Source organism: Actinomycetospora sp. C-140 (assembly GCF_054796175.1).
Genome location: NZ_JBTWNF010000002.1, coordinates 323,219 through 339,118, shown reverse-complemented (window position 1 = coordinate 339,118; position 15,900 = coordinate 323,219). Strand labels below are relative to the sequence as shown.

At 75.1% G+C, this 15,900-nt stretch carries 12 protein-coding genes; 6 read left to right on the top strand and 6 right to left on the bottom strand.

All coding sequences use genetic code 11. From position 1 onward, the window contains the following. Positions 1–876 carry an aldo/keto reductase gene (locus ACR9E3_RS04630; protein WP_460378888.1) on the top strand — a complete coding sequence of 292 codons (876 nt, stop codon included), beginning with the start codon at positions 1–3 and terminating at the stop codon, positions 874–876. Between the two features lie 83 nt (positions 877–959). On the opposite strand, the gene ACR9E3_RS04625 is transcribed toward ACR9E3_RS04630, so the two are convergent. Continuing rightward, positions 960–2,564 (bottom strand): SDR family oxidoreductase, encoded by a 1,605-nt coding sequence (locus ACR9E3_RS04625; protein ID WP_460378887.1) that lies wholly within the window; start codon positions 2,562–2,564, stop codon positions 960–962. Between the two features lie 386 nt (positions 2,565–2,950). Here ACR9E3_RS04625 and ACR9E3_RS04620 point away from each other — a divergent pair, with 386 nt between their 5' ends. The 3 genes from ACR9E3_RS04620 to ACR9E3_RS04610 all read left to right on the top strand — a co-directional run bounded on the left by ACR9E3_RS04620 (position 2,951) and on the right by ACR9E3_RS04610 (position 5,686). Continuing rightward, positions 2,951–3,490 (top strand): hypothetical protein, encoded by a 540-nt coding sequence (locus ACR9E3_RS04620; protein ID WP_460378886.1) that lies wholly within the window; start codon positions 2,951–2,953, stop codon positions 3,488–3,490. A gap of 184 nt (positions 3,491–3,674) precedes the next feature. Beyond that, on the top strand, positions 3,675–4,244 hold the full coding sequence (locus tag ACR9E3_RS04615; RefSeq protein ID WP_460378885.1) for a DoxX family protein: 570 nt from the start codon (positions 3,675–3,677) through the stop codon (positions 4,242–4,244). Between the two features lie 104 nt (positions 4,245–4,348). Continuing rightward, a complete protein-coding gene (locus tag ACR9E3_RS04610; RefSeq protein ID WP_460378884.1) occupies positions 4,349–5,686 on the top strand; it encodes a D-arabinono-1,4-lactone oxidase in 1,338 nt (445 codons plus the stop codon). Here the strand turns inward: ACR9E3_RS04610 and ACR9E3_RS04605 are convergent. Further along, positions 5,629–8,133 carry an FUSC family protein gene (locus ACR9E3_RS04605; RefSeq protein ID WP_460378883.1) on the bottom strand — a complete coding sequence of 835 codons (2,505 nt, stop codon included), beginning with the start codon at positions 8,131–8,133 and terminating at the stop codon, positions 5,629–5,631. The two genes, ACR9E3_RS04610 and ACR9E3_RS04605, sit on opposite strands and share 58 nt — an antisense overlap. 153 nt (positions 8,134–8,286) lie before the next feature. Between ACR9E3_RS04605 and ACR9E3_RS04600 the strand changes: the two genes are divergently transcribed. Continuing rightward, positions 8,287–10,146 (top strand): acyl-CoA dehydrogenase, encoded by a 1,860-nt coding sequence (locus tag ACR9E3_RS04600; protein WP_460378882.1) that lies wholly within the window; start codon positions 8,287–8,289, stop codon positions 10,144–10,146. A 10-nt stretch (positions 10,147–10,156) separates the two neighbouring features. Continuing rightward, entirely contained in the window at positions 10,157–11,017 is an 861-nt protein-coding gene (locus tag ACR9E3_RS04595; RefSeq protein ID WP_460379068.1) for a DUF72 domain-containing protein, read from the top strand. Here ACR9E3_RS04595 and ACR9E3_RS04590 read toward each other — a convergent pair. From ACR9E3_RS04590 to ACR9E3_RS04575, 4 genes are all read right to left on the bottom strand, one after another. Next, entirely contained in the window at positions 11,014–11,913 is a 900-nt protein-coding gene (locus tag ACR9E3_RS04590) for a DUF1206 domain-containing protein (RefSeq protein ID WP_460378881.1), read from the bottom strand. The genes ACR9E3_RS04595 and ACR9E3_RS04590 overlap by 4 nt on opposite strands. Continuing rightward, positions 11,910–13,937, bottom strand: coding sequence for a VanW family protein (locus ACR9E3_RS04585; RefSeq protein ID WP_460378880.1), 2,028 nt, complete (start codon positions 13,935–13,937; stop codon positions 11,910–11,912). Before ACR9E3_RS04585 ends, ACR9E3_RS04590 begins: the two co-directional genes overlap by 4 nt. Before the next feature lie 35 nt (positions 13,938–13,972). Further along, positions 13,973–14,308 carry a GroES family chaperonin gene (locus ACR9E3_RS04580; RefSeq protein WP_460378879.1) on the bottom strand — a complete coding sequence of 112 codons (336 nt, stop codon included), beginning with the start codon at positions 14,306–14,308 and terminating at the stop codon, positions 13,973–13,975. A gap of 233 nt (positions 14,309–14,541) precedes the next feature. Next, positions 14,542–15,732 carry an AAA family ATPase gene (locus ACR9E3_RS04575; protein WP_460378878.1) on the bottom strand — a complete coding sequence of 397 codons (1,191 nt, stop codon included), beginning with the start codon at positions 15,730–15,732 and terminating at the stop codon, positions 14,542–14,544. Between the last annotated feature and the right edge of the window lie 168 nt (positions 15,733–15,900).

Here is a 15,900-nt window from a genome sequence, read left to right as displayed (position 1 = left end):
ATGACCGACGACAACGAGGTCGGGGCCGGCGTCGTGGCCGCCTCCGGGGAGTACCGCCTGGGCGAGGAGCTGAAGGTCCGCCGCCTCGGGTACGGCGCGATGCGCCTCACCGGCGAGGGGATCTGGGGTCCGCCCAAGGACACCGACAACGCGCTCGCGGTGCTGCGGCGCGCGGTGGACCTGGGCGTGGACTTCGTCGACACGGCCGATTCGTACGGCCCGTACGTCAGCGAGGAGCTCGTCCGCGAGGCCCTGTACCCGTACCGCGGCGTCACCGTCGCGACGAAGGCGGGCCTGCTGCGCACCGGGCCGAACAAGTGGATCCCCTGCGGGCGCCCGGACTACCTGCGTCAGGAGGCCGAGATGAGCCTGCGCCGTCTCGGCGTGGAGACCCTCGACCTCTTCCAGCTCCACCGCATCGACCCGCACGTCGCCGCCGACGAGCAGTTCGGCCTGCTGGCCGACCTCCAGCGCGAGGGCAAGGTCCGCGAGGTCGGGCTCAGCCAGGTCTCCGTCGCCGAGATCGAGGCGGCCGGGAAGATCGTCGACGTGGCGTCGGTGCAGAACCGCTACAACCTCGTCGACCGCTCCTCGGACGACGTGCTGCGCCACTGCACCGAGCACGGCATCGGGTTCATCCCGTGGGCGCCGGCCGACGCGGGCAAGCTCGCGGAGCCCGGCCACGCCGCCGCGCGCGCCGCCGACCGTCTCGGCGCGACGCCCGCCCAGGTCGCCCTGGCGTGGCTGCTGCAGCGCAGCTCGGTGATGCTGCCGATCCCGGGCACCAGCTCGCTCGACCACCTCGAGGAGAACTGCGGCGCGGCCGCCCTCGACCTCGACCGCGACACCGTCGCGACCCTCGACGCCGCCGCGTAGCTCCGTCGGGCCGCAGTGATCGAAGTCCCGTCACGGACGCTCAGCGTCCGTGACGGCACTTCGCTGACACTCCAGCGAGCCACTCAGGTGCCGGTGTGCTGCACCGCCGGGCGGGCGCGTTCGGCGTCGCGGCGGGCGCGGCGGTCCTTGAGCCGGGCGACCAGCCCCGTCGGCGGTTCCGGGCTCTCCCCGCGCTCGGCCCGCTCGGCGGCCGCCACGATCCGGCGCTCCATGCCGCCGAACACCAGCACGTGGAACGGGGCGATCACCCACCAGTAGGCGTGCCCGGCGAGCCCGTGCGGGAAGAAGATCGCCCGCTGCCGGTAGGACGAGCCGCCCGGGGCCGGCGCGACGCGCAGCTCGAGCCAGGCGAGGCCCGGTGCCTTCATCTCCGCGCGCAGCCGCAGGAGCCGCTCGCCCGGGGCCATCTCCGTGCCGTCGGTGCTCTCGTGGCCCTCGTCGAGGCACTCCTCGACCCGCCACCAGTCCAGGGCGTCGCCGATCTTGAGTGAGTCGGCGTCCCGGCGGCCGCGCCGCAGGCCGACCCCGCCGAAGAGCCGGTCCAGCACCCCGCGGGCCCACCACCCCAGCGGGAACGAGTACCACCCTCGCTCGCCGCCGATCCCGGTCACGACGTGCCAGACGTTGTCCACGGATGCGGTCGACCGGCGCTCCCGGACGTCGGTGTAGACGGTCCCGCCGGCCCACGCCGGGTCCGACGGCAGCGGGTCGGAGGGCGCGTACGTCGCGTTCGCGCCCGACCACCGGGTCTCGACCTGGCCGCTGCTGATGCGGTACAGCGCGAGCGCGACGGCCCGCTGGAAGCCGGTGAGGCCCTCCTCGGGGGCCGCGACGAAGTGGTCGATGTCGTGCTCGGACGCGACGACCTCGTGCACCAGGGAGTCGATCAGCGGCACCGCGGTGGACCGGGGCACGGGCGTCACAAGGTTGACCCAGTGCGACGACAGCCGGGGCGTCAGCACGGGCACCGGCAGCATCGTGCGCGTCGGCAGCTCGGCGACCTCCGCGAACCCCTCCATCATCTGCAGGTAGGTCAGGACGTCGGGACCGCCGATGTCGAAGGTGCGGTTGACCTCGGGCGGCAGATCGACGACGCGCACCAGGTAGTGCAGCACGTCCCGGATCGCGATCGGCTGGACGCGGTGGTGCACCCAGGACGGCGTCAGCATCACCGGCAGCCGCTCGGTCAGGTAGCGCAGCATCTCGAAGCTCGCGGACCCGGAGCCGAGGATCACCGCCGCCTGCAGCACGACCGTCGGCACCCCGGAGCGCAGGAAGATCTCGCCGACCTCGGCGCGGGAGGCGAGGTGCTCGGAGAGCTCGACCCCGTCCGGGTGCATGCCGCCGAGGTAGACGATCCGCGAGACGCCGGCCTCCCGGGCGGCCTGCGCGCTGATCATCGCGGCGCGCCGGTCGACGGCGGCGAAGCCGGACTCGGACAGGGAGTGCACGAGGTAGTAGAGGACGTCGGCGCCCGCGCAGGCCCGGCGCATCGACTCCTCGTCGAGCACGTCGCCCGCCACGATCTCGACCTGGCGCGCCCACGGGACGTCGCGCATCTTGTCGGGGCTGCGCACCACGCAGCGCACGTCGTGGCCCTCCGCGGCCAGGCGCGGGGCGAGACGCCCGCCGATGTAACCCGTCGCTCCCGTGACCACGCATCGCACGCGACGATCGTGGCGTCCGGAGGCCGGGACCGCAGCGTCGGACGCCCTGCCACCCGCCCCGGGGACGGCCGACCCGATCGCGTGGCGGCGGGCCCGCGAAACCCGCCGCGCCCCCAGGGGGTGACACCCGGCCGGGGGATCCTCCGGCGTGTCGCGGGCGAAAGGCCGTGTCGCCGCGATCCGGGCCCCAAGTCGCCTCAGGTCGCTGCCGTTGTGGGGGCCAGACGCTCGCAGCGGTTCGGCCGTTCGGCGGTGAGCACGCGGGCGAGCAGAGGGATCAGTAGTCGGGGAGGTCGAGGATCGTGTGGGTATGGCGTGATGACCTGGGGTCCGGTGCAGCGTCCGGCGGGGCCGGTGGCTGGCGGCTGGACGCGTACGGCACGTGGGTGTGGGACGAGCCCTCGGTCCTCGAGCGGCCCGGCGCCGGCACGGACGCGCTGCGGCGCGCCGCGGGGTCCGCGGGGTACACGGCGTCCGCGGGTTCCCGGGGAGCCGGCGTCGTCCGGCGGCAGCGCCCGGCCCGCAGTGCCCGTCCCGCCGCGGGCGACCGCGCCATCGCGGCCCTGGGTGACGACCCGACGCCGATCTTCCACGAGCTGACCGAGGACCGGTCGCGCCCGGCGCAGCGCCCGTCCCGCGTCCACGTCCCGGAACCGCACCCGGGTTCGGGCCCGCTGCCCGTGCAGGACCCGTACCCGACGCCGCGGCGCGGCGGGCTCGACGAGGTGCCGACGGTGCCGCCGCCCGCGCCGGCCGGGTCGAGCCCGGCCGGGGACGTCGCGGAGTCGCCCGAGGACGAGCTGCGGCGCCGGGCCGAGCGCCGGCGCCGTCCCCTCGGCGACGGTCGGGACGCGGACCGTGAGGGCGGCCGGCACACGTGGCGCCGCGAGGAGGTCCGCACCGGACGGCACGCGCTGCGTCGCTGACCCGCGCATCGGGTACGGAACCGCCGGGCCGTCCGTCACCGGGCGGCCCGGCACTCCGGCCGGCACGACCGGGGCGCGGATCGGGCGGGGCTATGCTGCGGCACCCGCGCGGGCCCGCCGACCGGGCCGAGTCCGGTCGCCGCCGCTCCTGCCGTCGCCGCCGTCGTCCGTGGAGGTCGCTCCCGTGCTCGTCCGTCGTCTCGCCCGGCCCATGCTGGCCGCCATGTTCATCAAGGGCGGGGTCGACACCCTGCTCAACCCCGAGCCGCGGGTCCAGAAGGCGACCCCGCTGCTCGAGAAGGTCGGGCCCACGCTGCCGGACCAGGTCCCGTCCGAGCCCGGCCAGCTCGTCCGCATCGACGCCGGGGTCAAGATCGGGGCCGGGACGCTGCTCGCGATCGGCAAGTTCCCGCGGCTGTCCTCGCTCGCGCTCGCCGCGACGCTCGTGCCGACGACCGTCGCCGGTCACCCCTTCTGGGAGAAGGCGGACCCGGCGGAGAAGACGGCCGAGCAGCAGCAGTTCCTGAAGAACCTCGGCCTGCTCGGCGGCCTCATCCTCGCCGCGGTCGACACCGAGGGGAAGCCGTCGCTCGGCTGGCGCGGCCGTCGCGCCGCCCGCAAGCTCGCGGAGCGCACGAGCGAGCTCTCCGGCCACTCCGACGACGCGGGCGACAAGCTCCGGGAGGCCGGGGACAAGGTCCGGAAGAACGTCGTCGACGGTGTCGACGTCGCGATCGGCTCGATCGCGTCCTGAGCACGGGAGAGGGCCGCCCGCGTCCTCGGGGTCGAGCCCGGCCCCTGGCGGCCCTCTCTGTCTCGACGGTTCGGCTGATCCCGTGAGCCCCTAGGGTGGCGCCCGTGTGGACGAACTGGTCCGGCGGCCAGCAGTGCCGGCCCACCGCGACGGTGCGGCCGCTGGACGACAGCGGCGTGTCCGCCGTGGTGCGCCGGGCCGCCGAGCGGGACCAGAAGGTGCGCCCCGTGGGCGCCGGGCACTCGTTCAGCGCGCTCGCCGTGACCGACGGCGTGCACGTCGACCTGTCCGCCTTCCGCGGGGTCACCGCGAGCGGCGGGGCTCCCGCCCGGCCCACCGTCCGCGTCCGGGCCGGCACCACCCTCGGCGAGCTCCACGACGAGCTCGCGACGCGCGGGCTGGCCCTCGACGCGCCCCTCGAGCTCGCCGCCCCGACCGTCGGCGGCGCGCTGGCCGTCGGGATGCACGGCAGCGGGGCGTCGCGGGGGTCGCTGTCCGCGGCCGTGGTCGGGCTGCGTCTCGTCGACGGGCGCGGGCGCCTGCGCGACGTCGCCGCGGCCGACCTCGACGCCGCCCGCACCTCGCTGGGTGCCCTGGGCGTGGTGCTCGAGGCGGAGCTGGCCGTGGTGCCCGCCGGCCGCGTCCGGGTCACCCGCGAGCCCCGCCCCGTCGAGGAGGTGCTGCGCGGCGACTTCTGGAGCGCGCACCCCGTCGTCGAGGCCGCCGTCTTCCCGTCCGCGAGCACGGCGCTGACGCGCTGGGCGGACCCGCTGACGGACGCCGGGGACGACGAGGACGACGGCGAGGACGAGGAGACGCACCGCGGCGGGGGTCGAGCCTCGAGGGAGGCCGGCGAACGCAGCCTCGGGGTCACGGTCGCGGGGGCCACGGGCCGCACGGCCCTCGGCGGCGCGGTCGTCGTCGAGCGCGCGCTGCCCCGCCTCGTCCCCCGGTTCAACCGCGCGGTCTCGCGCCTGGCCCGCACCGTGTCCGCCAGCGGGCCCATGCACCGCGTGCTCTCCAGCCCGCCGGCGGTGCGCTACGAGCAGACCGAGTGGGCCCTGCCCCGTGCCGGCCTGCCCGCCGCGGCCCGCGAGCTGCTCGCCGCCCTCGCCGACGACCACCTCGAGGTCGGGCTCCCGGTGCGGCTGCGCGTCGGGGCGCCCGAGTCCGGCTGGCTGCACCCCGCGCACGACCGCGCGACGGCCTGGGTGGCGGTGCGGGTGCCGCGGCACACCGACCACGCCCCGGTGCTCGAGCGGGCCTGGCGCGTCCTGCGGGCCCACGGCGGCCGCCCGCACTGGGCCTCCCGGTCGGACTGGACGGTCGAGGACACCGTCGCGGCCTACCCCCGCTACCCGGACTTCCGCCGGGTCCGCGACGACTACGACCCGGACCGGGTGTTCACCACCCCGCCGCTGGCGGCGGTGCTCGGGGACTGATCGATCTCCTCGTCCGGGTCGTCGGCCGCGCCCAGGTCGACGGCGAGGCCGACCACCGCCTGGTCGATGCGCCGCAGCAGCCGGGCCGCGGTGAGCATCGTGGCGCGCCGGTGCGGGTCGTCGGCGATCCGCGCGGCGTGCTCCTCGGCCGCGTCCACGAGGCGCTCGGCCGACCGCGCCTGCACCTGTCCCCCGTCGGACGCCCGCCGCCCGCGCACGAGGACGTCGCGCAGCCCGTCGAGGTTGGCGCGCACCCGGGCGGCCGCGGGGTCGAGCGTCGGCGCCCACGTCCGGTCGGTGACCTGGTCGGCGGTGCGGGCCAGCGAGCGGGCGTAGACGTCGCACACGACGAGGATCCGCAGGCCACGCTGATAGCTCGACCGCGCGCGCCGGCGGGCGAACGGCGCGGCCAGGGTCTGGGCCCGCAGACGCAGGGTGGCCAGGGCGTCGTCCATGGCCCGTACGCCCTCGCGCGGTGACGTCGCGGGCTGCCGGCCCACGAGCCGGTCGGTCGCCTCCTGCAGGACCCGGTCCATGGCGTCGACGACCTCGCTCACCGCGTCGCCGAACGCCGCACGCGTGCCGCGGGGCAGGACGAGGAACGCCGCGACGACGGCCGCCGCCGCGCCGATCACCGTCTCCTCGATCCGCAGGACGAGCACCTGCACGCTGAACTGGCCGATCAGCCCGTAGACGAGCGCGAGCACCGCGGTGATCCAGAAGGCGAGCATCGACGGCGAGACGCGCACCAGGTACAGCGCCAGGAACACGCAGGCGAACAGCAGCACCAGCGACAGCACGGTGCTGCCGCCCACCAGCGCGGCGAGCCCCATGCCCGCCAGCACCCCGCCGACCGTCCCGAGCACACGTCCCCACCCGCGGGAGAGCAGGTCGCCCCGGCTGTTCGTGCCGGCGAACACGACGAAGGCGGTGATGACCGCCCAGTACCAGCGCGAGGGGGCGATGAGCTCGCCGACGACGATCGCCAGCGTCGCCGCCACCCCGACCTGCACGGCCTGGCGGGTGCTCAGCGCGAGCCCCCGGGACGACGCCGCCGGCGCGTCGGCGGGGCGCACGTCGTCGGGCTCGGGGCGCTCCGAGGACGGCCCCGGTCGCTCGTCGGGAGCGGGGGCGGCGATCGCGTCCGGCACCGGCCCGCCCCCGGCGGCGCCCGCCGAGGACGCCGAGGACGCCGAGGACGCCGAGGACGCCGAGGACGCCGAGGACGCCGAGGACGCCGAGGACGCCGAGGACGCCGAGGACGCCGTCGCCGGCGGACGCAGCGGTGCGGCGACGCCGGTGGTCCGCGCCGGCGAGCCGGGCGCGCCGCCGTCGGGACGGCGCGACGGGGCGTCGACCTGGGCGTGGTGGATCGCGTCGGCGACGCGGCGCACCGCGAACGCCGTGCGCTGCACGCGCTCGTGGCCGGGCCGGGTGTCGGCGACGAGACCGGCGACCGCGGCGCGGGCGTCCGCTGCCGCCTCGAGGATCGCGGCGTGCCCCTGGCCGGACTCCAGCGCCGTCAGCAGGTGGCGCAGGCCCGTGCGGAGCGCGGCGATCACCACCGGGTCCGCGGGCTCGGCGGGATCGTCCCGCTGCGGCAGCGCGAGGCGCCGCGCGACCACCGAGAGCCGCTCGAGGGCGAGCTCCGCGTCGGCCACCCGGAGGGCCAGCGTGTCGTCGTCGAGCCCCGGCCAGACGCGCCCGGCCGTCGTCTGCTCGAGGGTGTCCTCGACGAGCAGCGCGACCTCCTGGAGGCGGGCGCGGGTGCGACGCAGCGCCTCGAGGTCGCGCTCGTCCAGCGCGCCGGCCGCGATGCCGGCGAGCACGTCGTCGGTGGCGTCGACCAGGGCGTGCGCCCGCGCCCGGAAGGCGGTGACCGTGCGGCGCAGGGTGCGGGCCGGTCGTTCGGCGAAGACGACCCCGCGCAGCAGCAGCGTCGAGGAGATGCCGACGACGACGGCGACGAGCAGCCAGGGCAGCTGCGCGGGCGCGATCTTGAGGAACTGCGTGAAGAAGTAGGGCATGAAGCCGGCCATGCCGAGCGCGAACCCGCGGGGCCCGTACCGGCGCACCCAGACCGCCACCACCATGACGAGCACGAACACCGCGGCGGCCGGGATCCGGTAGGGCGAGAGGACGGCGCCGAGGACGGTGCTCGCGGCGGCGGGCAGCACCATGAGCGCGGTGGTCACCCGCCGGCGGCGCAGGTCGTCCTCGTTGACCGCCAGGTTCGAGATCATCGCGAGGACGCCGGCGAACAGCAGCACGGTCACCGGTTCGGACGGGGCGAGGAGTGCCCGCACCGCCGCGACGACCACGACCGCGAGCACCATCGCGGCCACCGCGATCGCGGCCAGGCGCAGGCGCGTCAGACCGGGGTCGACGCCGGCGAGCCAGGTCCGGACGTCGGCCCACCGACCCCCGCGCCGAGCGTCCCCAGCCACGCCGTTCCCCCTGTCCCTCCGACGAGCCGGGAGTCTCGCACGGGGGAACGCCGGGAGGCCGATCTCGACAGGGTTACCCCGCAGTAATAGTGTGTGGTTACCGGCCGGTAGAAATCATCGGCCGCGCGCCGTGGGGAACAGGAGCGAGGCGGCATGGGCCACTACCGGGCGAACGTCCGCGACATCGAGTTCAACCTCTTCGAGGTCTTCCGCGTGCAGGACCGCTTCGGGTCCGGCCCCTTCGCGGACGCCGACGAGGAGACCGCGCGCGCCCTGCTGGGCGAGGTCGCGTCGATGGCGGAGGGGCCGCTGGCCGACTCCTACGTCTCCGGCGACCGCAACCCCGTGCGCTTCGACCCCGAGACGCACATCGCCCATCTCGACGAGGGCATCAAGAAGTCCTACCGCGCGATGTGGGACGGCGAGTGGTGGCGCCTGTCGGCCGACAACGCGATCGGCGGCATGGGTGTCCCGCCCTCGGTGCAGTGGTCGGCCGGCGAGATGATCCTCGGTGCCAACGCCCCGGTGTTCATGTACATGGCGGGCCCGAACTTCGCGTCGGTGGTCTACCGCAACGGCACCGAGCAGCAGAAGCGCTGGGCGCAGCTGATGGTCGACCGCGCCTGGGGCGCGACGATGGTGCTCACCGAGCCCGACGCGGGCTCCGACGTCGGCGCCGGGCGCACCAAGGCCCGCGACAACGGCGACGGCACCTGGTCGATCGAGGGCGTCAAGCGCTTCATCACCTCGGGCGACGCCGACGACCTCAACGAGAACATCATGCACCTGGTGCTCGCCCGTCCCGAGGGCGCGAAGCCGGGCACCAAGGGCCTGTCGCTGTTCCTCGTCCCGAAGTTCCACTTCGACGACACCACCGGCGCGCCGGGCGAGCGCAACGGCGCCTTCGTCACGAACGTCGAGCACAAGATGGGCCTCAACGCCTCGGCCACCTGCGAGGTGACCTTCGGCGGCAACGGCACGCCCGCGATCGGCTGGCTGCTCGGCGACGTGCACGACGGCATCGCGCAGATGTTCCAGGTCATCGAGTACGCGCGGATGATGGTCGGCACCAAGGCCATCGGCACGCTCTCGACCGGCTACCTCAACGCCCTGGACTACGCCAAGGAGCGCATCCAGGGCGCCGACCTCACGCGGCAGACCGACAAGACGGCTCCGCGCGTCCCGATCACGAACCACCCCGACGTGCGCCGCAGCCTGATGACGCAGAAGGCGTACGCGGAGGGCCTGCGCGCGGTGTACGCCTTCACCTCGACCTACCAGGACCTCATCCGGTTCGGCGAGGCACCCGAGGCCGACCGGGGGGCCGTGTCCGCCGAGGAGATCGCGCTGGCGGAGAAGGTCAACGACCTGCTGCTGCCGATCGTCAAGGGCGTCGGGTCCGAGCGGGCGACCGAGCAGCTGATCCAGTCGTTGCAGACCCTCGGCGGCTCGGGGTACCTGCAGGACTACCCCATCGAGCAGTACATCCGCGACGCCAAGATCGACTCGCTCTACGAGGGCACCACGGCGATCCAGGCGCAGGACTTCTTCTTCCGCAAGATCGTCCGCGACAACGGCCAGGCGCTGATGCACGTCGCCGGCAAGGTCCAGGCGTTCCTCGACGCCGAGGGCGGCAACGGGCGGCTCAAGGAGGAGCGCGCGCTGCTCGCCACCGCACTCGCCGACGTGCAGGCGATGCTCGGGGCGATGGTCGGGTACCTGACCTCGTCGCAGCAGGAGGTCACCAACCTCTACAAGGTCGGCCAGCACGCCGTGCGCTTCCTCATGAGCGTCGGCGACATGCTCATCGGGTGGCTCCTGCTCACGCAGGCGGAGGTCGCCGGCGCCGCCCTCGACGCGGGCACCGCCGGGCGTGACCAGCAGTTCTACGAGGGCAAGATCGCCGTGGCGCGCTTCTTCGCCCGCTCGGTCCTGCCGGAGCTCACCAGCCGGAAGGCCATCGTCGAGGCTGCCGAGAACTCCATCATGGAGCTGGACGTCGCGGCATTCTGATGCCGTGACGGTGCGCATCGGGACCTCGGGGTGGATCTACCCGCCGTGGCGCGGGGTGTTCTACCCCGAGGGTCTCGTGCAGCGCCGTGAGCTGACCTACCTCGCCGAACGCCTCGACACCGTCGAGATCAACGGCTCCTTCTACTCGCTGCAGCGGGCCTCGAGCTACCGCACGTGGTCCGAGCGCACCCCGGACGACTTCGTCTTCGCCGTCAAGGGCGGGCGCTTCGTCACCCACCTGAAGAAGCTGCGGGGCGTCGAGGAGGGGCTGGCCAACTTCTTCGCCTCCGGCCCGCTCGCGCTCGGGGCCAAGCTCGGTCCCGTGCTCTGGCAGCTCCCCCCGAACCTCCCCTACGACGCCGAGCGGATCGAGGGGTTCCTGCGCCTGCTGCCGCACACCACCGCCGAGGCCGCGGCGATGGCCGCCGGGCACAGCGACAAGGTCAAGGATCCCTGCACCGAGACCGACGCCGACCGGCCGCTGCGCCACGCCATGGAGGTGCGGCACGCGAGCTACCGCGACCCGGCGTTCGTCGCCCAGCTGCGCCACCACGGGGTGGCCCTCGTCGTCGCGGACACCGCCGGCACCTTCCCCCGGCTCGACGACGTCACCGCCGACCTCGTCTACGTCCGGCTGCACGGCGACACCGCGCTCTACGCCAGCGGCTACACGCCGGCCTCGCTCGACGCCTGGGCCGGGCGGCTCCGCGCGTGGGCGGCCGGGGAGGCGCCCGTGTCGGAGGACACCGCCGCACCGGACGACCCGCCGCCCCCTGCCCCCGACGGGCGGGACGTCGTCGTCTACTTCGACAACGACATCAAGGTCCACGCGCCCTACGACGCGATGGGGCTCCGCGAGCGCTGCTCCTAGATCCGCCGGGCCCAGGCCTCGGCCACGCAGAACAGGCCGAACGCGACGAAGCCCAGCGCCACCACGACCAGCAGCAACGGGCCGTAGGGCTGCCCCGCGAGGGTCTTCAGGGCGCCGTCGAGGCCGCCCGCCCACGAGGGGTCCGCGCGGACCGCGGCGACGCCGAAGAGCACGCCCATCACCCCGAACGCGACGGCGCGCAGGACGTGCCCGGCGACACCGAGCCAGCGCACCGGGCGCCGCAGCCGGGCCGGGAGCCGGGACCAGTCGAGATCCTCGGCGAAGTCGGCGGTGATCCCGGCCCAGGCGGTGGCCCCGGCCACGACGAGCACCACCAGCCCGACCAGCCCGACCAGGACCTGGCCCGCGGGCAGGGCGAGGAGCCCGGCGGTCGCCTGCTGCGACCCGCCGCTGCTCGAGCCGGACGAGCCGGTGACCAGCAGCCGGACCCCGATGACGGCGACCGCGAGCACGCCGACCGCCTTGGCGCCCGCCCCGATCCGGCGCTGCGTGCGGTCCCACCCCGTGGCCCAGCGGAAGCCGGCGGCCGCCGCGACGCCCTGCCAGATCGCGAACGCGACGAGCCCGACGACGACCACCACGAGCACGACGAACCCGAACGGCTCGGACGCGATCGTCGCCAGCGCCCCCTGCTGGTCGGCCTGCCCGCCGCCGCGGACGGCGACCTGCACGGCGAGCACGCCGATCAGCAGGTGCACCAGGCCGTACCCCACGAGGCCCACGCGGCCGAGGAGCTCGACCCCGCGCGCCGGGGCCTCGCCCTCGCCGGAGCGCCCGAGGCCGGTGAGCTCGCTGCGGGCCCGGTCCGCGGCGCGGGCGACCGCCTCGCCGGCGTCGCCCCCCGAGCGGTCGGCGGCGTCCGACGAGGCGCTCACGGCCCGTTGCAGGTGATCGTCGGCTGCGGCTCGTAGCGCACCGTGCGGGGCTCCCGGCGGACCTCGCCGGTCTGCACGTTCCGCAGGACGCGGGTGTCGGTGATGGTGAAGCCCTCCGACCCCGGTCCGGGCGTGCAGGTCGGGTTGCCGCCCTGGTCGCGCACCTGCGGCGGGGTGACGTTCGTGCGCGGCCCCGGCTCCGAGGTCACCTCGAAGCGCTTGATGCCGTAGAGCTGCACCGTGATCGAGTTCGGCGTCCACTGGGTGCGGATGTAGATCGGCGTCGGCCCGTCGTTGGCCTGCCGCAGGTCGATCGAGCCCTCGAAGACCGTCGCCTCGCGTCCCGCGGGGTAGCGACTGATCCAGTAGCTGTGCTCCTTGTGCTCCACGTTGCGGAGCCCGGCGAAGTAGCTCGCGTTGTAGAGCGTCGTCGCGAACTGCGAGGTCCCGCCGGCCATCCCGCGCCCGGGCGCGCCGTCGTCGATGATCCCGGCGTCGACGAAGCCGTTCGAGGCGTTCCGCGGCCCCGTGAACCCGTTGAGGCTGAACGTCGAGTTCGGCGCGATCACCGCGCCGTCGACGATCTCGGCGACACGGCGGATGTTCTGGCCCGAGTCGGGCTTGAACCCGCGGGTGGTGAACTCCCCGATGAGCTCGGCCGGCCCGAGGGCCTGCAGCGACTCGGTGGTCACCCGCGGCGGCGTGGTGGTGTAGACCGCGTTGACCGCGCGCCCGCTCTGGGCCGGCGGCTGGGCGGGCTCGACACCGGGCGCCGTCGGCGGCGGGGTGAACACCGGCGGCGCGGGCTGGTCGGCCGGCCGGCCCAGCGCCTCGACCATGCCGGAGAACGTCCGCGGCCAGTCGACGGCACGGCCGACGACGGCGGGGACGACGTTCGCCTGGGTGCCCGCGAACTCCAGCGTGGCGTCCCGGGGCTCGGTCTCGGTGGTGGCGAGCTGGGGCTGCACCGCCGCGATCGCCGCGGGCTCGTCGATCGCGGCGTTCAGGCCGCCGCGCCCGTCGGGGACGAAGCGCAGGAACGTCGTGATGGCGCGCGTGGTGACCGTCGCGTTCTTCGCGTCGCCGACGACGGTGACCGGGCCGGCCACGGCGGGGCGGGCGACCCGGTCGATGGCGTCCTGGATCCCCTCGGGAGTGACGCTCACCGGCGTCGCCGTGATCGGCAGGCCGACCGGCGCGGGGTCGAGCCAGTGGTCGACGATCGTCTGCCCGGCGGCGCCGCCGTCCACCACCTGGCCCGGCACCGCCGGCACGGCGACCGGCTCGACGCCGTCGAAGCGGATGTTGCCCTCGGTGGTGGGGCGGTCGAGCTGCGGGCGGACGGCGTTGAGCGCCTGCCCGAGGGCGAAGGCGTTCACCCGCGTCACCGGCGCGACATCGCGGGTGGTGACGAGCGAGGTGAGGCGCGTCCAGGGATTGAAGGGCTGCTCGCCCGCCCGGGCGATCGTGCCCTCCACGTCCAGCTCGAGCCCGGCGGCGGCCGGGTCGAGGGTCGCCGTGCTCTCGCCGGCCTGCAGCGTCACCGGCCCGGCGGTGCGACCGGCCAACTGGTCGCGCAGCGCCGCCTCGGCCTCGGGCTGCCCCATCCCCCCGATCTCGACCCCGGCCACGGTCACGCCGCGCGGGACGTCGGTGGAGGAGAACAGGAGGTCGCCGACGTAGAGGACGGCGAGCAGGCCGACGACGGCGGCGCCGATCAGCAGCGGGCGCCGCCGACCGCCCGACGACTCGGCCTCGTGGGCTCCGTGCTCGGGCTGGTGCGGGTGCTCGGAGCCGTCGGGCCCCCAGGACGACGGGCCGAAGCCGGAGGCGCCGAACGCCCGGGGATCCCGCTCGGCGATCGGGGGGAGCTGCGCGGTGCGGTCCGGGTCGGTGACCTCGGCGTCGGGGTCCGGCGTGACCCCGGGCCCGACCTCCGTCGCGGGCTCCCCGGCCATGGCCCGGGTGGGCTCGTCGAGCGCCTCGTACCCGGCCGGGTCGTCTCCGGCCGGGCCGGCGTCCACGGTCGTGTCCTCGGGCGTGCGTCCCCCGGGTGAGCTCACAGGTACAACCCCGTCCCGCTCGAGCTTCTCGTCGACTCGGTCGTCGCGCTCGCGACCGCGTGCAGGTCGCGCTCGCGCAGCACGACGAAGGTGCGCCCGGACACGTCGACCTCGAAGTGGTCGTCCTGGCCGTAGAGCACCCGGTCGCCGACCGCGACGCTGCGGACGTGGTGGCCTGTGCCGAAGACCTCGCCCCACACGAGCCGCTTGGCGGGCTGGGCGGTCGCGGGGATCACGATGCCCCCACTGCTGCGCCGCTCGCCCTCGCCCTGGGTGGGGGCGACCATCACACGGTCGTGGAGCATCTGGATCTCCAGCCTGGGATCCGACACGCCGGGATCGTACGGGGCGGGCGGTTTGGGGCGGTGCGCAGGGCGGCCGGGCACTCACGGGGGGCTCACGCGGCCGCACCGGGACCCGAGCAGCAGAACGGCCCCGGAACGTGGAACGCCCCGTGGCCCTGCCAGGTCGGGGGTCCGGCAGCGCCACGGGGCTCGCCGGGTGTTTCGGCCTCCGGGGAGCCCGCGTTACCGGCCTCCTCGGAGTTCACTCGTTCGGACCAGCGCTAGTCGCGGCCTAGGAGGAAACGGCCGAAGTGCGGCACGGTGAAGGCGATCCAGCCGCGCTCGGCGGAGAACACCAGGCCCTTGCGCAGCAGGCTGTCGCGCGCCGGCGACAGCGACGAGGGCTTCCGCCCGAGGTGCTGGGCCAGACTCGAGGTCGGCACCGGCTCGTCGCGGCCCTCGGCGATCTCCGCCATCCCCTGCAGGTACTCCCGCTCGGCCGGGGTCGCGCGCTCGTAGCGCGAGCCGAAGAAGCCCACGGCGAGCTCGGCGCCCGCCTCCGGCGCGGCCATGCGGACGTCGTCGGCGTCGATGGGGCTCCGCACCGCGGCGTCCCAGGCGGCCTTGCCGTAGGCCTGCACGAAGTACGGGTAGCCCCCCGAGACCTCGTAGAGCGCGTCGAGGGCGGCCTCGGTGAGCTCGGTGTCCTCGCGCTTGGCGGGCACCGTGAGGGCGAGGTCGGCGTCGGTGCGGTCCAGCTGCCCGATCATGACGTAGCGGAAGAGCCGCTCGGAGTACGACTTCGAGGCGCTGAGCACCGCCGGCAGGTGCGGCAGGCCCGCGCCCACGACGACCAGTGGGGCGCCGGACTGCGAGAGCTCGTGGCAGGCCGCGCACAGGGCGGACACGTCGTCGATGCCGAGGTCCTGCATCTCGTCGATGAGCAGGGCGATGCCCACCCCGACGTCGGCGGCCAGCTCCGCGCACACCCCGAACAGCTCGACCAGGTCGATCTCGATGTCCCCGGAGTCGGCCCGGCCGTTCTTCACCGGCACGTCGATGCCGGGCTGCCAGCGATCCTTGATCTTCGCGTCGGACGGCGTGGCCTTGAGGGCGAAGGCCTTGAGCACGCCGAGGGTGTCCTCGACGCGGTCCGGGGCGCGGTGGTGCACGGCGAGGTCGCGGATCGCCCGGTGCAGCGCCGCCGAGAGCGGGCGCCGCAGGTCGGCGTCCGGGCGGGCCTCGATCTTCCCGGCGCCCCACCCCGCGCGGACGGCCATCGAGCGCAGCTCGCCGAGCAGGACCGTCTTGCCCACCCCGCGCAGACCGGTGAGCACGAGGCTGCGCTCGGGGCGGCCGCGGGCCACGCGCTCGAGCACGACGTCGAACGCGTCGACCTCGCGGTCCCGGCCGGCCATCTCGGGCGGGCGCTGCCCCGCGCCGGGCGCGTACGGGTTGCGCACCGGATCCATGCATCGGAGCGTATGGCCCTCTCTAGCGTCCGCCCGATACCTCACGAGAAACCGCGATCGGCGTGTCGTGCTCGGCGCGGAGGCCCGCCCCGGAGGAGCGAGGGACGCCTTGGGTGCGTGGGGGGCAGCGAGGGACGCCTTCGCGCCGCGGGGCCGGGCGGGCACCGG